Below are 14327 nucleotides of genomic sequence, written 5' to 3' on the forward strand. Positions count from 1 at the left end.
CTCCTACAGGGCTTCGCGTCAAGCCACGGTGTTGCGTCACCCTCACAACGATTTCAAATAATCCCCAAACCCACCCCGCGCCCGGCTATCCAGCCGGCTGCTGGTGCTGACGCTGTTGCGGGCGGTCCAGACGATATGGGCGCCGCTGGCCATCAGGGCGTTGACCAGTTCCACATCCTCGTTCAACGCCAACGGCGGGAACCCGCCCACGCGCTGGTAGGCGCGGGCGCAGATGCCGAGGTTGGCGCCGTGGATATGCCGGTGATCTTCCCGCGCCTGATAACGGCTCAGGTACAGCGCCTGGAACGCCGCATTCTGTTCCGGCTGCCACTGCTCGACATGCACCGTGCCGCACACCGCGTCCGCAGCAAAATCCAGTTGGCACAGCAGCCAGTCCGGCGGCACGCAACTGTCGGCGTCGGTGCAGGCCAGCCAGTGCGCGCCGCGTTCCAGCATCAGCGCCGCCCCGGCCCGTCGCGCCTGGCCGACATTGCGCACATTCACCTCCAGGGTGCCCACACCATGCGCCGCGGCGATGCGGGCGCTGTCGTCGTCGCAGCGGTCGAGCACCACGAGGATTTCCACCCTGTGTCCGGCCCCTTCGGCGGCGCGGGCCGCCAGTTGCACGGCGCCCAGGCAGCGGGGCAGGGCGTCGGCTTCGTTATGCGCGGGGATGATCACGGCAATCATGGGCAGGTCTCATCCAGGTCGATCACGCTGGGCTGGCAACTCCAGTACTCCAGCAAAAAGTCCGCTTCTTCATGGCGCACTACACGGTACAGCGGCAGCCGTTGTTCCAGCAGCGCATGAACCTCACGGCCCTGCTGCGGGCAGCCGTCGATCGGGTGCAGCCAGTGGCAGGCGAGCAGGCCGCCGTCTTCGGTCAGGCTGGCGACCGACTGTTCGATCACCTGCAGCCATTGGCCGGGATCGAGGTAGTAGCCAATTTCGCTGAGGACGATCAGGTCGAAGCGGCCGCCCGGCCAGTCACCGGGCAGCCGGCCCTGTTCGACCCGCACATGGGGCAGCGAAGCCAGGCGTTGCCGCGCCAGCGTCACGGCTGTGGGGTCGAGGTCGTGACATAGCAGTTCGGTGCAACGCTCGGCGAGGGCGGCGCTGAGTTCACCGTTGGCGCAGGCCGGTTCGAAGATCCGCTCGTGAAACTGCCGCGGCAGGCTGGCCATGATCAGCTCGCGCTTGCGCCGCTCGTACCAGCGGGTGCGGAAGGCCCACGGGTCGTCGCTGGCGGCGAACAGCCCGGCAAAATACTGCGCATCGACACTCATCGGAACACCAGTTCGAAAGGTTGCATCAGGCATTCAAGGGTCGCCGCCGGCAGCACCGGCGGACGGCCCTCATCGGTTTCCATCTGGCTGACATGGGCGGCGATGGCGTGTTGCTTGCGCTGCAACGCATCGCGATCCAGGCGCAGTTTGCAGGCCCGTTCCCACGGCAGGCGGCTGTCCTCGGGCTCGGCCCAGTACCAGGCCCACACCGGCACTTCCAGCAATTGAATGCCCTTGGCCTGAGCCGCCTGGGCACAGGCGCGGCCCACCGCTTCGTGGTCGCAATGACCGTCGCCACGCCAGGTGCAGAGCAATTGGTCACCGGGCTGGAGAAGCTGGCTGAGGTGATTGACCAGGTAGGCTTCGTCCCGCGCCACGGCGCTGTCTTTCAGGCTCAGGCGTTGCCAGGCCAAGGCCTGCACGTCGAGGCCGAGGCGTTGCAACGCATGGCGGCTTTCCTGCGGGCGCTGGCGGCGCAGGCGGTGTTCGGTCCAGTGCGTGGAGCCGGGGTGGCTGCCTTCGCCATCGGTGACCGAAATCAGCAGCAGGTCCTGCTCGCGACCGCGCAGGCTGGCGAGCAGGCCGCCGCAGGCGAGGATTTCGTCGTCCGGGTGCGGCGCCACCACCACCAGCCGTTGGCCGGGCGGGCAGAGCTGGTCGGGCTCGATCCAGGTCGCCCGGGCGAGGTGCGCCGAATGCTGCCAGTCGGCGGGCAGGGTGGCGGGCCCTTCGAACAGTTCGCGGCTCATAGCTGCCACGCCCCGGCAGGGAACTGCGCCAGTTGCCGGCCCAAGGCCGCGAGGTCGCGCTCGGCGTGGCTCTGGCGCAGGAACACCGGCAGGTCGGCGCTGAGCCGGGCGAAGTGGCTGTTGTGGCAATAAGGCGTTGCGCCGAGGGCGCGGCCGACATGCTCGATCACCTGATTGACCGCCTGTTCCACCTGCGCCCGTGCGCGGCGCACCGGCAGTTCGGCGTTGCTGTCGGGATGCTCGTCGATCCACGCGGCGCAGTCGCGCAAGGTGGCGCGGGCGCCGCAGAGGGCGGCGTCCACCGCGCCGAGGTGGGCTTCGGCGTGCGGGTCCGGGCGGGGCTTGCGGCAGTGTTCGCGCAAGTAGTCGGCGAGGGCTTCGGCGGCGCCGAACCAGCACGCCGCGATGCCAGCGCCGCCCTGCCAGAACCCGGGCCGCGACAGGTACTGCCCCGGCGAGCCGATGGCCACGGCCGGGGAACGGTCGAACTCCAGCAGCACGCTGGTGGTGGTAGCCATGCCCACGGCCTGCCAGCCCTCGGCGATGATTCGCTGGCTCGGGTGCGACAGCTCGATGGCGACCAGTTGCGGCTGCTCGTCGGCATCCCAGGCGGTGACCAGGGCGTTGTCGATTTGCAGCGCGCCGGAGCACCAGGCCTTGCGGCCCTCGAGGATTACCCGCTCGCCGTCGCGTTCGACGATGCGCGTGCGGGCGTCTGGCGGCTCGGCGGCCCACACGCCCCAGATGCCGGGTCCGACCCGGTGGCTGGCGCCACACTCGGCGAGAATCGCCAGGGCGTCGGTATGGCCTTCATAAAGTTTGGCCAGGGCCAGGTCGCAGCCGGCGACCCGCGCCAGGGTCTGCCAGCGTTGCAGGGTGTGGCCCTGGCCGGGCAAGGGCAGCAGGTCGAGATGGTCGCGCTGCAGCGATTGCATCACCACCGGCAACTGGGTATCCAGGTGCAGCGCCTGCGGTCGCTCGGTGAAACTGCGCAGCAGGGTGTCCAGGCTGCCCAGATCGAAATCCTGAATGATGCTCATGGCGTTGACTCCTTGGCCCTTGCGGTGGTGGGCGTGTCGTTTTTGCGCAGGCCGCGCAGGTTCATCGCGAACAGGCACACCTGCAGCACGATCAGCGCCCAGGCCTGGGTGTGCCAGCCCCACAGGGCCCAAAGCAGGTTGCTGGCGATAAAACAGATAAAGCCGATGCGGCGCCGGCCCGCGTGCAGCGAGGCGATCCACCAGGCCGCCAGCACCGTGGCCAGCATTGCCGGCCATTGCAGCCAATCGATCCAGTCCATTACTTGCCGCCCATTCGTTTGCGCATGCTGGCGCTGATGGATTGGCGGATCCCGCCGTAGTCCTGCCACGGGTCATTGCCCTCGGCCAGGCGTTGCTCGATGTTGGCCAGGGTCCACTGGCTGGCGCCCTTGATCTCGCCCAGTTCCTCGCGCCAGATCGGCACCGAGACCGGCATGCCTTCCCGCGCCCGCAGCGACCAGGCGCACGCGGTGGTCGCGCCTTTGCCGTTGCGCAGGTAGTCGATGAAGATTCGTCCGACCCGGTTCTTCGGCCCCGACACCGCCGACAGGCGCTCGGGAAACAGCCCGGCCAGGTGTTTGACGAGGGCGTGGCTGAAGTCCTTCACCTCGTCCCAGCCGGCGCGCCGCACCAGCGGCACGACCACGTGGATGCCCTTGCCGCCGCTGGTCTTGAGAAAGGCGCGCAGGCCCAGTTCGTCCAGCAGGGTCAAGGTCAGGGTGGTGGCTTCGACCATGGCTTTCCAGGGCAGCGCGGGGTCCGGGTCAAGGTCGAGGATAAAACGGTCGGGCCGTTCGAACTGGCTGTCGGTGGCGTTCCAGGTGTGCAGTTCAAGCATGTTCATTTGCACGGCGGCGAGCAGGGTGTCCTGGCGATTGATCACCATCGCCGCCTGGCCGGCCTGGTCCTTGTCGTAGCTTTTGACCCCCGTCAGATCGAGGTGGGCGACGTGCTTCTGGAAGAACAGCTCGCCGCTCAAGCCGTCCGGCGCCCGCACCAGCGCGACCGGGCGGTCCTTGAGGTGCGGGAGGATGAGTTCCGAGACCTGCGCGTAATACTCGGCCACCTTGAGTTTTGTGGTGCCGCTGCTGGTATCGATGATGCGCTCGGGGTGAGTCAGGTGCAGGCTGGCGCTTTTTTTCGCAGGCCCGGTTTTACCAGGCTGGGACTTGGCAGGCATTGCACGCTCCAGGTTGATGGCGCGGGCCGGCTTGTCGTCGCGCAGGCCATGGAACACGGCATGGCGGACGATGCCGTCGCGGGTCATCTGGGCAAAGCTGACTTCCGCCAGCAGCGCCGGTTTCAGCCAGTGCACGCCGCGCACGTCGGCGCCGGTGGGCGGTTTGGCCAGCGGCGGCTTGTCGACCTGCAATGGGCTCAGGCGTTGCAGCAGGCTGTTCAGGGTGGCGGTGCTGAAACCGGTGCCGACCTTGCCGGCGTAGCGCAATTCACCGTCATCGTGCAGGCCGAGCAACAAGGCGCCGAGGGCGCTGCGACTACCCTTCGGATCGGTGTAGCCGAGCACCACGAACTCCTGGCGTTTCTTGCACTTGAGCTTGATCCAGTCGCTGCTGCGGCGCTCGACGTAGAGGCTGTCCAGGCGCTTGCCAATCAGGCCTTCGAGGTTCAACTGGCAGGCACTTTCCAGCAGCGAATCCACCGGCTCGGCGAAGGCGGCCGAGTAGCGCAGGGCGTCGGGTGCATTGGCCAGCAGTTTCTCCAGCGCCGCGCGGCGGTCCTGCAACGGGGATTGGCGCAGGTCGTGACCGTCGAGAAACGGCAGGTCGAACAGGTAGTAGGTGATGGGCTCGTCGCGCTCGGTATCGAAGGCGTTTTGCAGAGCCTGGAAGTCCGCCACGCCGTTTTCGTCGGCGACGACCATCTCGCCGTCGAGCCACGCCGAACGGAGGTTGAGCTTCTTCAACGCGGCGACCTGATGGGGCATTTTCGCCGTCCAGTCATGGCCGTTGCGGGTGAACAGGCGAACCTCGCCGGCGTCGATGCGGGCGAGGATGCGGTAGCCGTCGAACTTGATTTCGTAGAGCCAGTCGCCGTCCGGCGCGGCGTCTACCAAGGTCGCCAGTTGCGGCTTGATCTGTTCGGGGAGGGCGCTTTGCGCGGCGGCTTTTTTTGCGGGCCGGGCGGCCTTTTTCGGGGCGGCGGCTTTCGTTGTCGCGGGCAGGCTGCGGTCGCTGATGACGCTGTCCGGCTCGGCTTCGAGGATGTCGTAGTCGCTGGCGTCACGGGCTTGCTTGTCGGCGGATTTCACCAGCAGCCACTGTTCCTTCTTGCCGGCCAGATGGGTACGAAACAGCGCCCAGCGACCGCCGAGTTTTTCGCCCTGCAACTCGAAATGCAGACGTCCGCGGGCGTAGTCCTGATGGGGGTCGCCTTCGGGCAGCCAGACGCCGCGGTCCCAGACGATGACGTCGCCGGCGCCGTAATGGCCCTCGGGGATATGGCCCTCGAAACTGGCGTAGTCCAGCGGGTGGTCTTCGACGTGCACGGCGAGGCGTTTCACGCTCGGGTCGAGCGATGGCCCCTTGGGAATCGCCCAGCTTTTCAGGGTGCCGTCCAGCTCCAGGCGGAAGTCGTAGTGCAGGTGGCTGGCGTCGTGTTTCTGGATACAGAACTGCAACGCCCGCGCCGGTTTGCCGCGGGCCTGCTTGCCGGCCGGCTCGGGGCTGGCCGCGAAGTCGCGCTTGCGCTGGTACTCCTGCAAGGGCTTGGGCTTGGCCATGGCGGGCTCCGGTCGATGGCGAGAGGAATCTGCGTCCTTTCAAGTGGGAGCGGGCGCCGGTGACAGGAGTTCAATCCGCCTGCCGCCGACCGGATGGCGGAAAGTCTGAATCATTGTCGGGGTGGGGGAGTCGACTCCATGAGAGCCCACCTGACACCGAGGCAGTCATGATCGAGAAGAGCGATAAACCCGCAGAAGCCACGCCACATCAGGCCCAGGAAATCGACGATATCCAGGACCGCATGGGCGAAATGCGCGAACTGGACTTCCGCGACCGCAACGACGAGCGCCAGGGCGGTGCCGGCGATGCCCGTCCGGGCCGCGAGGTGGATGAGGAGTTTCCCCGGGAGCGCGTCGAGCGCAGCGGCATGAGCGGCGGCGAGACCCTCACCGAAAGCCAGCACGAAGACAACGTCAACTACGACGACCTGAGCCCCGACACCCTGTATGACCAGACCGGCGCCCGCGATGCGTTCGAGCGCGGTGGCGATGGCCCTGCTGACCAGGAATTGCGTCCCGTCGATGGCGCGGAGATTGGTGGCGGTCTTGGCCTTGATGAGGCCGAGCTGGCCCGCTCGGCGCCGCTCGACGGCAAGCCCTGGACCGACCGCGTTTCGCCTGCCGAAGGCGATGACGAAGAACAATGAGCGAGGAGGAAATGACCATGTCCGATCATCACTGTGCCTGTCCTGGCTGTACGTGCGAGGTGGGCGCCAATGCCGTGGTTCGCGACGGCCAGTCCTATTGCTGCGAGGCCTGCGCCGCCGGCCATGCCCACGACGAACCGTGCCGCATGGGCGATTGCCATTGTGGCGACGAGGCGCCGGAACAGCCCAAGGAATCCAGTGTGGATAACGCGCTGGAAGAGACGTTCCCGGCGAGCGATCCGATTTCGCCTTGAGGTTTGTCGTGGGCTTGCGGCGTTCTTGTGATCGAGCGCCTCTTGCGCGGCGCATCGCGGCTAACGGCCGCTCCTACAGGGGACGTGTACCACCCACCCATGCGCGCCCTCCGCTTCGGCTTCTGTAGGAGCGAGCTTGCTCGCGATCAAGCCACTCAAATCTCCCAACGCTCGCCCGGCACCGTCTCCAGCCCACCCGCAAGCTTCAGCCGCTCCAGCAAATCACGGGCATCAAAGGGCGCGCGGACCTTGAGGTCGTTGTCGAAGTAGCAATAGACGTCCTTGGCGCCCTTCACCGCGTCCTTGCGCGCACCGGCCAGTTGGGCGTCGGCGGGCTGCTGGCCACGGCTCCAGGTGCGGATGCGCTGAGCCCAGCGTTGCAGCGCGGATTCGGTGTAGCCGCTGGCGTACAGCTCGGCATCGCCATGCAGGCGCAGGTAAAGGAAATCGGCGGTCAAGTCTTCCAGGTACGGCCACTTGCCGGCGGTGTCGGCCACCACCAGGGCAACGCCGTGTTTGCGCAGCAGGTCGATGAACTCGGCGTTGCGAAAGCTCTCGTTGCGGATCTCCACCGCATGGCGCAGCGGACCGTTGCCGTGGCTGTGGAAGGCGCCGTCCTTGTTCATGCGCGTGCTGCACTGGCGCGCGCATTGCGTGGCGGCGTGGCGGTCCTGGGGCAGGCGTTCGAAGAAGTCGGCGAAGCGCTGTGGATCGAACGTCATGCTCGGCGGAAACTGCCAGAGGATCGGCCCGAGCTTGTCGCCGAGTTGCAGCGGGCCGGAGGCGAAGAAATTGGCCAGCGGTTCGGCGATCTCTTTCAGCCGCCGCACATGGGTGATGTAGCGCGGCGCCTTGACCGCGAACACGAAGCCGTCCGGCGTGTCGTCGCGCCATTCGGCGTAGCGCTGCGGGGTTTGCAAGGCGTAGAACGAGCCATTGATCTCGATGCTGCTGACCGCCCGCGAGGCGAATGCCAGCTCTTTGGCCTGGATCAGCCCCTCGGGGTAGAACTGCTTGCGCCAAGGGGCGTAGCGCCAGCCGGAAATGCCAATGTGGATCTCGCTCACCGGGGTGTCCTTTGCGAGGGATCTTATGGCGTGCGACCGGAAGTGCTGGCGATGCGTTCAGGGCGATGGACGAGTGGCGCCGGCAGGCGAGATTGACTGAACTTTGCCCTCGCCAGCCTTTCCACCGAATGTCGAACTGTGTTGTGAGGAGCACCCACATGAAGTTCTCGCGTTTCGCGCAGAAGCTGGCCAACTGGACGGGCCGGCCGATGACGTTTGGTATCGCCTTCGGGCTGGTGGTGGTCTGGGGGCTCAGTGGGCCGTTGTTTCATTTCAGTGATACGTGGCAATTGGTGATCAATACCTCGACCACCATCGTCACCTTCCTGATGGTGTTCCTGATCCAGAACACACAAAACCGCGACACCGATGAGCTGCACATCAAGATCGACGAACTGCTGCGCACCACCAAGCGCGCGCACAATGCGTTGCTCGGGCTCGACGATCTGGACGAGAAGCAGTTGCACGAGCTGCGCCAGCGCTATCAGCATCTGGGTGAGCTGGCCGAGCACAAGTCACCCGGCAAAAAGGACGTGAAGGCCGACGACGCCTGACCCACGGAAGACGCCGAGGCGCCGCCTGGCCCTCGGCAACCGACCTGAAACGAGGTGAGCATGACTACTCATATCATTCACTTCACCGGACCGATCAATTCCTCCACCTGCGGCAACCTGATCACGACCTGCTCGCGGGCGCTGCAACAAGGCGCCGAACGTCTGCAATTGAACATCGCGACCATGGGCGGGGAGTGCAGCTACGGTTTCAGCCTGTACAACTTCCTGCGCTCGCTGCCGATCCGGGTCGACACCCACAACCTCGGCACGGTCGAGTCCATGGGCAATATCCTCTTTCTGGCCGGCGAGCACCGCACCGCCTGCGCCCTGAGCAAGTTCCTGTTCCATCCCTTCCACTGGAACCTGCATGGCTCGGTAGATCACGCGCGCATGGCGGAATACGCGATGAGCCTGGATTACGACCTGCTGCTCTATGCGCAGATCGTCGCCGAACGCACCGAGGGCGCGGAGCAGGTGCTGGATATTCCGCGCTACCTGATGTCGCACCCGCGCATCGTCACCCCCGACGAAGCCATCCTGTGCGGGCTGATCCAGGCGATCGACGATTCTCCGATGGGTGCGGATGTCACCCAGTGGAGCGTCCACGCCTGAGATTGCCGCGTCATGGTGCACCGATCCGATCACGACCCAGCCATAACCCGGGCCGCCCGTCTCGTTTCGCGGCGTAGAGCGACTTTTGTAATAACGTTATGATGTTTCCGAATATTACAAATAAGCCGGGGGGAACATGCCGCTCAAGGATCTGTTGTTGGCGCTGGTGGTGATCGTCGCCTGGGGCTTGAATTTCGTGGTGATCAAGGTCGGGCTGGACGGCTTGCCGCCGATGTTGCTGGGCGGCCTGCGCTTTGCGCTGGTGGCGATCCCGGCGGTGTTTTTCATTCGCCGACCGCAGTTGCCGTGGCGCTGGCTGCTGGCTTACGGGCTGACCATTTCGTTTGGTCAATTCGCCTTTCTGTTCGAAGCGATGGGCAACGGCATGCCGCCGGGGCTGGCGTCGCTGGTGCTGCAGTCGCAAGCATTTTTCACCATGATTTTCGCTGCGTTTTTTCTTGGCGAGCGGCTGCGGGCGGCCAGTGTGCTGGGGCTGTTGGTGGCGGCGGGGGGCCTTGCGTTGATCGGCAGCGAGAACGGCGGCCATGTGCCGTTGCTGGCGCTGATCCTCACCCTCGGCGGCGGCGCCTGCTGGGCGATGGGCAATATCATTACGCGGCGCTTCGGCAATATCGATTTGATGGCGCTGGTGATCTGGGGCGCGCTGGTGCCTCCGTTGCCGTTCTTCGCCATGTCGTGGTACCTCGAAGGCCCGGCGCTGATCGAGACGTCGCTGCGTAATATCGGCATGAGCTCGATTTTGTCGCTGGTGTACCTGGCGCTGATCGCGACGATGCTTGGCTACGGCTTGTGGAGTCGGCTGCTGTCGCGCTACCCGGCCGGCAAAGTGGCACCTTTTTCGCTTCTGGTTCCGGTGGTGGGGCTGAGTTCGTCGGCACTGCTGCTGGATGAGCGGTTGAGCGCGATCCAGTGCTGGGGCGGTTTGCTGGTGATGGTCGGGTTGCTGATCAACGTGTTCGGGCCGCGCCTGAAAGCGCGGTTCCTGCCGGCGCGAGCCTGAGATTCAGCGAGGGGCGCGGGCGGAATGATTGCACTGCGCCATTTGTCGGTCTTTTTGCTTTGTGACTGAGCAGTCCGCAAATGTCCGGCTAGTCTCTGAAACATCCAGGTCGATATTTTCAGGTCTCTCGCTGGGGGATCGGTATCGACCGAATTCAGAGGGGAGCCGGTAAATGAAGGATCAATTTCTCGAAGACCTCGGTGACGAATTTCCCGTCAATAGCGTGGTGCGTTGCGGCCAGGCGGCGTTCCGTCTCGGTTTCGCCAACATGACCCTGGACGATGCCCAGGCCACCTGGAAATCCCGGACGCCTTCGCGCATCGAAAGCCGCAGGTTCCTGCCCGCCGCATTGCCAAAACGCTGAAACCCGTGCCCTTCGGGGCATGTTCGGCCTGTGCGCCACGTCGTTGTTCTTGGTAAGGCATTGCCTGAAAGCGCGGACTGGTACGCGAAATGTGCCAATTCATGCCGCTTTGCTTGATCTTGCTCATTGCGCCGCCCGGCGGTGCTGGAGGGGGAGGGTAATGTGTGCCTTACTAGCGCGGTAAATCCAGTGGAGGACTGTAATGCGCATCAGGGAAGAGAAGTATTGGGAATGGGCGGATGCCCGGTTGCACAGCCGCAGTCATGACGAGGTGTTCAGCGATGGCACCAGTATCGATGTCCAGGTGAGGCTTTCGCGCACCGGGGCAACGCAGCTTTTTCTCGGCGTTTATGCCCGTCAGGGCAAGGCCTTGCTGGAAGAGTATTACCCGTCCCGCCCCGGCGAGAGCATGAGCCGCTCGCTGGTCTGGGGTGTCGATCGGGCCCGGGCGATGGTCGCCGGGCTGCAACCTGAAGAGCCGATGGCGCTGCTGCGCCAGGCGTGAATTAACCGTTGAAGAAAGCCGGCAGGGTGTCTTTGCCGGTTTTTTTATGCCCGCGTTTCAGTGCCCGTGCCGCGCACGGCTGGCCTGGACAATACGCCCGGCCGGGACCCGCAATTGAGTCAGCAGGTACTCGGCGAAGTCCGCTGAGTAGTCCTGTCGAGCGATAGCCTGCTCCATGCAGTCGAGCCAGATCTGCGCGTGCCGCTCGTCCATCGGCCACTGCGCATGAAAGGAGGGCAGGCCGATCGGGCCGTAGCGCTCGGCGAACAGGCGCGGACCACCGAGCCAGCCACTGAGAAAACACGTCAGTTTGTCGCGGGACAGGCTCAGATCATCGGCGTGCATGTGCCTGACGGACTGCGCGCTCGGGTCCTGGTCCATGATGTCGTAGAAGTCATCCACCAGGCGTCGCAGGCCGTCGAAGCCGCCGGCTGCCTGGTAGGACGCATCCGCGGTGCCGAAAGCAGGACTGGTCATGGGCGTACTCCGGGGAAAAGCCGCATTCTAGCCAGAATCGCGCTGCAAACTTTGATGCCGGGCATGAAAAAGCCCGGCCATTGCGGGCCGGGCTCAATATGACGCGGGTGTCTCAGCAGAGGCGGTCGATAATCTGCACGCCCTGGGTTTCACGCAGCGTTGGCCACTCTTGTTCCAGGGTCTGCAACACGCGACCGACGTACTGAGTGTCGGCGGCGGCCTTCTTGCCGACGTAGCCCTGGCCGCGGCGGTACATCTTCAGCCGGGCGCGCATGTTCGGCGTGCGCTCTTCGAATTCGTCTTCGGCGGTGTAAGGCGACAGGCTGTCGATATGCACTTCGCCGGCATCGCAAACCCAGAGAATGTGGCTGTCGAGGCTGTCTTTACGCGCTGCGAACAGTTTGGCCAATTCTTCGATGGTCGGTTTTTCGTTCAAGTTCATCATTAAAGCCCCCATTAACCCGTCAGTGGTTTTTGTCTATCTGGCGCTACTCATGTAGCGCACTACCAAGGCTGCTATCGCAGCATTGCAACAGGGGCTTTCTTCACTCTGCCTTTTGGACAGTCCCTCTCCACGGACGACCCGAAAACTGCTCAGACCGTCTGGAACACCCTTGCCAGCACTCCCGATCGGGGAGATGGGCTCATCATGCAGAGGGCGACGAATGGCGTCAACAGGTTTTGTAGTGATTTTTTCTTAGCACTACAAAATACTTTTCCTACGCCTGGGGCGTTTATGTAGTGCTCTGTTGGATTGCCCTACAAAACCCGTTGCAGACACCTGCGGCAATGTCGGGCGGGTTTGATCCGGGTCAGTTTTTTCCGGGCGGGTGGAGAGGATCATCAGAACCAGGGGTAAGCGCCGTGCTAGAGCGCTTGCCGGGTTTTCTGCAGTCAGCGAGGCGTTCATGAGCCAGACAAGCACTTCTCCTTCAACCACCGGCGCCAGGCCGGGGCTGCCCGTCGGCTTGTTGGTCGGCATCGTCGCGCTGGTGGCCGTGCTGCTTTTGCCGTTGCCGGCCGACTTGCCGGTAGCGGGGCAGCGGGTGTTGGCGATCCTGGCGTTCGCCGTGGTGATCTGGATCACCGAGGCGGTGTCCTACGAAGCCAGTGCGATCATGATCACCTCGCTGCTGGCGTTTCTCCTCGGCACCGCGCCGACCTTGGCTGACCCCACCGTCACCTACGGCTCGTCGGCGGCGGTGAGCATGGCCCTGACCGGCTTCTCCAACCCGGCGCTGGCACTGGTGGTGGGCGCGCTGTTCCTCGCCGCGGCGATGACCCACACCGGGCTGGACCGGCGCATCGCTCTGGTGACGCTAAACCGCATTGGCGTCAGCACCCGGCGCATCCTGCTGGGCGCGGTGGTGGTGACCATTCTGCTCAGCCTGGTCGTGCCCAGCGCCACCGCGCGCAGTGCCTGTGTGGTGCCGATCATGATGGGGGTGATCGCCGCGTTCGGCGTGGACAAGCGCTCCAACATCGCCGCCGGGATCATGATCATCGTCGCCCAGGGCACCAGCATCTGGAACATCGGCATCCAGACCGCCGCAGCGCAGAATCTGCTGACTGTCGGCTTCATGGACAAGATGCTCGGCGCCCGGGTGTCATGGATCGACTGGCTGATAGCCGGCGCGCCGTGGGCGGTGCTGATGTCGCTGTTGCTGATTGTGCTGGTGCTGAAAATGCTGCCTCCGGAGACCGACAGCATCCCCGGCGGCAAGGCCGCAGTCGCCGAGCAACTGGCGGCGCTGGGGCCGATGAGCGGGGCGCAGAAGCGTCTGCTTGGCGTGTCGCTGGCCCTGCTGCTGGCGTGGGCTACCGAAGGCAAACTGCACGCGTTCGACACCACGTCCACCACCTATGCCGGCCTGGTGCTGTTGCTGTTGCCGCGCTTCGGCGTGATGACCTGGAAGGACGTGCAAGCGCGGATTCCGTGGGGCACGGTGATCGTTTTCGGCGTGGGTATCAGCCTCGGCACCACCTTGCTCAGCACTCATGCGGGGCAATGGCTTGGCGCGCAGGTGGTTGCCCATACCGGGCTGGATCAACTGGGTACGCTGGGCGTGTTTGCGATTCTCGGGGCGTTCCTGATCGTGATCCACTTGGGCTTCGCCAGCGCCACGGCGTTGACCTCGGCGCTGTTGCCGATCCTCATCGCGGTGCTGCAGACCTTGCCGGGTGACTTCAGTCGGCTGGGCATGACCATGGCCCTGGGCTTCGTGGTCAGCTACGGCTTTATCCTGCCGATCAATGCGCCGCAGAACATGGTGTGTCTCGGCACCGAAACCTTCAACGCACGGCAGTTCGCCCGGGTCGGGTTGGTGGTGACCGTGGCCGGTTATCTGCTGATGTTGGTGTTTGCTGCCACCTGGTGGCATTGGCTGGGCTGGATGTGACGAGCCAGGGCATCACGGGCTGGCCGCGATGCCCTGGCTGATGGTCAGAAGTTCGCCGGGGTGTTGGCGCTGATCACCTCGGCCTCATCGGGGCCGATGTTCTTGAAGCTGTGGGGCAGGGTGGTCGGGAAGTAATAACCGTCACCGGCATTGAGAATGCTGACCTGGCCATCGACCCGCAGTTCGATGGTACCCCGGGTGACCAGGCCGCATTCCTCGCCTTCGGCGTGGACGATCAGCTCTTCACCGGAGTCGGCACCGGGCGCGTACAGCTCGCGCAGCATGCGCATCTGCCGGCCTTCGACGCTGGCGCCAACCAGCAGCAGGCGCAGGCCGGAACTGCCCAGGTCGGGCTGTTCGGTGGCGCGGAAGACGAAGCGTTCTTGCCGCGGCGGCTCGTCGAAGCTGAAGAACTCCGCCAGGGACATGGGGATGCCTTCGAGCAGCTTCTTCAGGGAACTGACAGAGGGGCTGACGCGATTCTGTTCGATCTGTGAAATGGTCGAGTTGGTCAGGCCGCTGCGCCGGGCCAGTTCGCGTTGGGAGAGCTTGTTGCGTTCACGCACCAGTCTGAGTCGTGTCCCCGTGTCCATAGCCGCCTTGGTGTCAAAA

At 64.7% G+C, this 14327-nt stretch carries 18 protein-coding genes; 8 read left to right on the top strand and 10 right to left on the bottom strand.

What is annotated here, in order from left to right; translation table 11 throughout:
* Positions 1-42: 42 nt before the first annotated feature.
* Genes HWV67_RS14430 through ligD form a run of 6 tightly spaced genes read right to left on the bottom strand, consistent with a single transcriptional unit; the run spans position 43 to position 5815 of the window.
* Positions 43-690 carry a glycosyltransferase gene (locus HWV67_RS14430; RefSeq protein WP_175651698.1) on the bottom strand — a complete coding sequence of 216 codons (648 nt, stop codon included), beginning with the start codon at positions 688-690 and terminating at the stop codon, positions 43-45.
* Positions 687-1286, bottom strand: a complete 600-nt coding sequence (locus HWV67_RS14435) for a class I SAM-dependent methyltransferase (protein ID WP_175651699.1) — start codon at positions 1284-1286, stop codon at positions 687-689. Before HWV67_RS14435 ends, HWV67_RS14430 begins: the two co-directional genes overlap by 4 nt.
* Positions 1283-2035 carry a PIG-L deacetylase family protein gene (locus tag HWV67_RS14440; protein ID WP_175651700.1) on the bottom strand — a complete coding sequence of 251 codons (753 nt, stop codon included), beginning with the start codon at positions 2033-2035 and terminating at the stop codon, positions 1283-1285. Before HWV67_RS14440 ends, HWV67_RS14435 begins: the two co-directional genes overlap by 4 nt.
* Positions 2032-3075, bottom strand: coding sequence for an acyl-CoA dehydrogenase (locus HWV67_RS14445; protein ID WP_175651701.1), 1044 nt, complete (start codon positions 3073-3075; stop codon positions 2032-2034). Before HWV67_RS14445 ends, HWV67_RS14440 begins: the two co-directional genes overlap by 4 nt.
* On the bottom strand, positions 3072-3335 hold the full coding sequence (locus tag HWV67_RS14450; protein ID WP_175651702.1) for a hypothetical protein: 264 nt from the start codon (positions 3333-3335) through the stop codon (positions 3072-3074). Before HWV67_RS14450 ends, HWV67_RS14445 begins: the two co-directional genes overlap by 4 nt.
* Positions 3335-5815, bottom strand: coding sequence for a DNA ligase D (ligD, locus tag HWV67_RS14455; protein ID WP_175651703.1), 2481 nt, complete (start codon positions 5813-5815; stop codon positions 3335-3337). Before ligD ends, HWV67_RS14450 begins: the two co-directional genes overlap by 1 nt.
* A gap of 167 nt (positions 5816-5982) precedes the next feature.
* Here ligD and HWV67_RS14460 point away from each other — a divergent pair, with 167 nt between their 5' ends.
* Together HWV67_RS14460 and HWV67_RS14465 are read left to right on the top strand one after the other, a co-directional pair.
* The gene (locus HWV67_RS14460) at positions 5983-6462 is read left to right on the top strand and encodes a phosphotransferase system, HPr-related protein (RefSeq protein ID WP_175651704.1); all 480 of its coding nucleotides are present in this window, start codon (positions 5983-5985) and stop codon (positions 6460-6462) included.
* A gap of 17 nt (positions 6463-6479) precedes the next feature.
* A complete protein-coding gene (locus HWV67_RS14465; RefSeq protein ID WP_175651705.1) occupies positions 6480-6716 on the top strand; it encodes a metallothionein in 237 nt (78 codons plus the stop codon).
* Between the two features lie 155 nt (positions 6717-6871).
* On the opposite strand, the gene HWV67_RS14470 is transcribed toward HWV67_RS14465, so the two are convergent.
* The gene (locus tag HWV67_RS14470; RefSeq protein WP_175651706.1) at positions 6872-7783 is read right to left on the bottom strand and encodes a DUF72 domain-containing protein; all 912 of its coding nucleotides are present in this window, start codon (positions 7781-7783) and stop codon (positions 6872-6874) included.
* A 158-nt stretch (positions 7784-7941) separates the two neighbouring features.
* Here HWV67_RS14470 and HWV67_RS14475 point away from each other — a divergent pair, with 158 nt between their 5' ends.
* The 5 genes from HWV67_RS14475 (at position 7942) to HWV67_RS14495 (ending at position 10839) form a co-directional block, all read left to right on the top strand.
* Positions 7942-8337: a low affinity iron permease family protein gene (locus HWV67_RS14475; RefSeq protein ID WP_175651707.1), complete on the top strand. Its 396-nt coding sequence runs from the start codon at positions 7942-7944 to the stop codon at positions 8335-8337.
* Positions 8338-8397: 60 nt separating this feature from the next.
* Complete coding sequence (locus HWV67_RS14480) at positions 8398-8949, top strand: ATP-dependent Clp protease proteolytic subunit (RefSeq protein ID WP_175651708.1); 552 nt, start codon at positions 8398-8400, stop codon at positions 8947-8949.
* A 136-nt stretch (positions 8950-9085) separates the two neighbouring features.
* Entirely contained in the window at positions 9086-9970 is an 885-nt protein-coding gene (locus HWV67_RS14485) for an EamA family transporter (protein WP_175651709.1), read from the top strand.
* Between the two features lie 172 nt (positions 9971-10142).
* Entirely contained in the window at positions 10143-10334 is a 192-nt protein-coding gene (locus tag HWV67_RS14490; RefSeq protein WP_110970919.1) for a hypothetical protein, read from the top strand.
* A gap of 202 nt (positions 10335-10536) precedes the next feature.
* Positions 10537-10839, top strand: a complete 303-nt coding sequence (locus HWV67_RS14495) for a hypothetical protein (RefSeq protein ID WP_095159841.1) — start codon at positions 10537-10539, stop codon at positions 10837-10839.
* A gap of 57 nt (positions 10840-10896) precedes the next feature.
* Here the strand turns inward: HWV67_RS14495 and HWV67_RS14500 are convergent, their stop codons facing one another.
* Together HWV67_RS14500 and HWV67_RS14505 are read right to left on the bottom strand one after the other, a co-directional pair.
* Positions 10897-11316: a group II truncated hemoglobin gene (locus HWV67_RS14500; RefSeq protein WP_175651710.1), complete on the bottom strand. Its 420-nt coding sequence runs from the start codon at positions 11314-11316 to the stop codon at positions 10897-10899.
* A 112-nt stretch (positions 11317-11428) separates the two neighbouring features.
* Complete coding sequence (locus HWV67_RS14505) at positions 11429-11761, bottom strand: hypothetical protein (protein WP_175651711.1); 333 nt, start codon at positions 11759-11761, stop codon at positions 11429-11431.
* 463 nt (positions 11762-12224) lie between these two features.
* Here HWV67_RS14505 and HWV67_RS14510 point away from each other — a divergent pair, with 463 nt between their 5' ends.
* Positions 12225-13715: a DASS family sodium-coupled anion symporter gene (locus tag HWV67_RS14510; protein WP_175651712.1), complete on the top strand. Its 1491-nt coding sequence runs from the start codon at positions 12225-12227 to the stop codon at positions 13713-13715.
* Positions 13716-13759: 44 nt separating this feature from the next.
* On the opposite strand, the gene HWV67_RS14515 is transcribed toward HWV67_RS14510, so the two are convergent.
* The gene (locus HWV67_RS14515) at positions 13760-14308 is read right to left on the bottom strand and encodes a cupin domain-containing protein (protein ID WP_175651713.1); all 549 of its coding nucleotides are present in this window, start codon (positions 14306-14308) and stop codon (positions 13760-13762) included.
* Between the last annotated feature and the right edge of the window lie 19 nt (positions 14309-14327).

The sequence above is a fragment of the Pseudomonas sp. Marseille-P9899 genome (assembly GCF_903166565.1).
In the GTDB taxonomy this organism is placed as follows: domain Bacteria; phylum Pseudomonadota; class Gammaproteobacteria; order Pseudomonadales; family Pseudomonadaceae; genus Aquipseudomonas; species Aquipseudomonas huaxiensis.

Excerpts from the sequence above, each read along its gene's own strand:
- HWV67_RS14510 (WP_175651712.1), top strand. The coding sequence starts at position 12,225 with ATGAGCCAGACAAGCACTTCTCCTTCAACCACCGGCGCCAGGCCGGGG.
- ligD (WP_175651703.1), bottom strand. The coding sequence starts at position 5,815 with ATGGCCAAGCCCAAGCCCTTGCAGGAGTACCAGCGCAAGCGCGACTTC.
- HWV67_RS14450 (WP_175651702.1), bottom strand. The coding sequence starts at position 3,335 with ATGGACTGGATCGATTGGCTGCAATGGCCGGCAATGCTGGCCACGGTG.
- HWV67_RS14505 (WP_175651711.1), bottom strand. The coding sequence starts at position 11,761 with ATGATGAACTTGAACGAAAAACCGACCATCGAAGAATTGGCCAAACTG.
- HWV67_RS14430 (WP_175651698.1), bottom strand. The coding sequence starts at position 690 with ATGATTGCCGTGATCATCCCCGCGCATAACGAAGCCGACGCCCTGCCC.
- HWV67_RS14490 (WP_110970919.1), top strand. The coding sequence starts at position 10,143 with ATGAAGGATCAATTTCTCGAAGACCTCGGTGACGAATTTCCCGTCAAT.
- HWV67_RS14440 (WP_175651700.1), bottom strand. The coding sequence starts at position 2,035 with ATGAGCCGCGAACTGTTCGAAGGGCCCGCCACCCTGCCCGCCGACTGG.
- HWV67_RS14460 (WP_175651704.1), top strand. The coding sequence starts at position 5,983 with ATGATCGAGAAGAGCGATAAACCCGCAGAAGCCACGCCACATCAGGCC.
- HWV67_RS14480 (WP_175651708.1), top strand. The coding sequence starts at position 8,398 with ATGACTACTCATATCATTCACTTCACCGGACCGATCAATTCCTCCACC.
- HWV67_RS14495 (WP_095159841.1), top strand. The coding sequence starts at position 10,537 with ATGCGCATCAGGGAAGAGAAGTATTGGGAATGGGCGGATGCCCGGTTG.
- HWV67_RS14435 (WP_175651699.1), bottom strand. The coding sequence starts at position 1,286 with ATGAGTGTCGATGCGCAGTATTTTGCCGGGCTGTTCGCCGCCAGCGAC.
- HWV67_RS14475 (WP_175651707.1), top strand. The coding sequence starts at position 7,942 with ATGAAGTTCTCGCGTTTCGCGCAGAAGCTGGCCAACTGGACGGGCCGG.
- HWV67_RS14465 (WP_175651705.1), top strand. The coding sequence starts at position 6,480 with ATGTCCGATCATCACTGTGCCTGTCCTGGCTGTACGTGCGAGGTGGGC.
- HWV67_RS14485 (WP_175651709.1), top strand. The coding sequence starts at position 9,086 with ATGCCGCTCAAGGATCTGTTGTTGGCGCTGGTGGTGATCGTCGCCTGG.
- HWV67_RS14515 (WP_175651713.1), bottom strand. The coding sequence starts at position 14,308 with ATGGACACGGGGACACGACTCAGACTGGTGCGTGAACGCAACAAGCTC.
- HWV67_RS14445 (WP_175651701.1), bottom strand. The coding sequence starts at position 3,075 with ATGAGCATCATTCAGGATTTCGATCTGGGCAGCCTGGACACCCTGCTG.
- HWV67_RS14500 (WP_175651710.1), bottom strand. The coding sequence starts at position 11,316 with ATGACCAGTCCTGCTTTCGGCACCGCGGATGCGTCCTACCAGGCAGCC.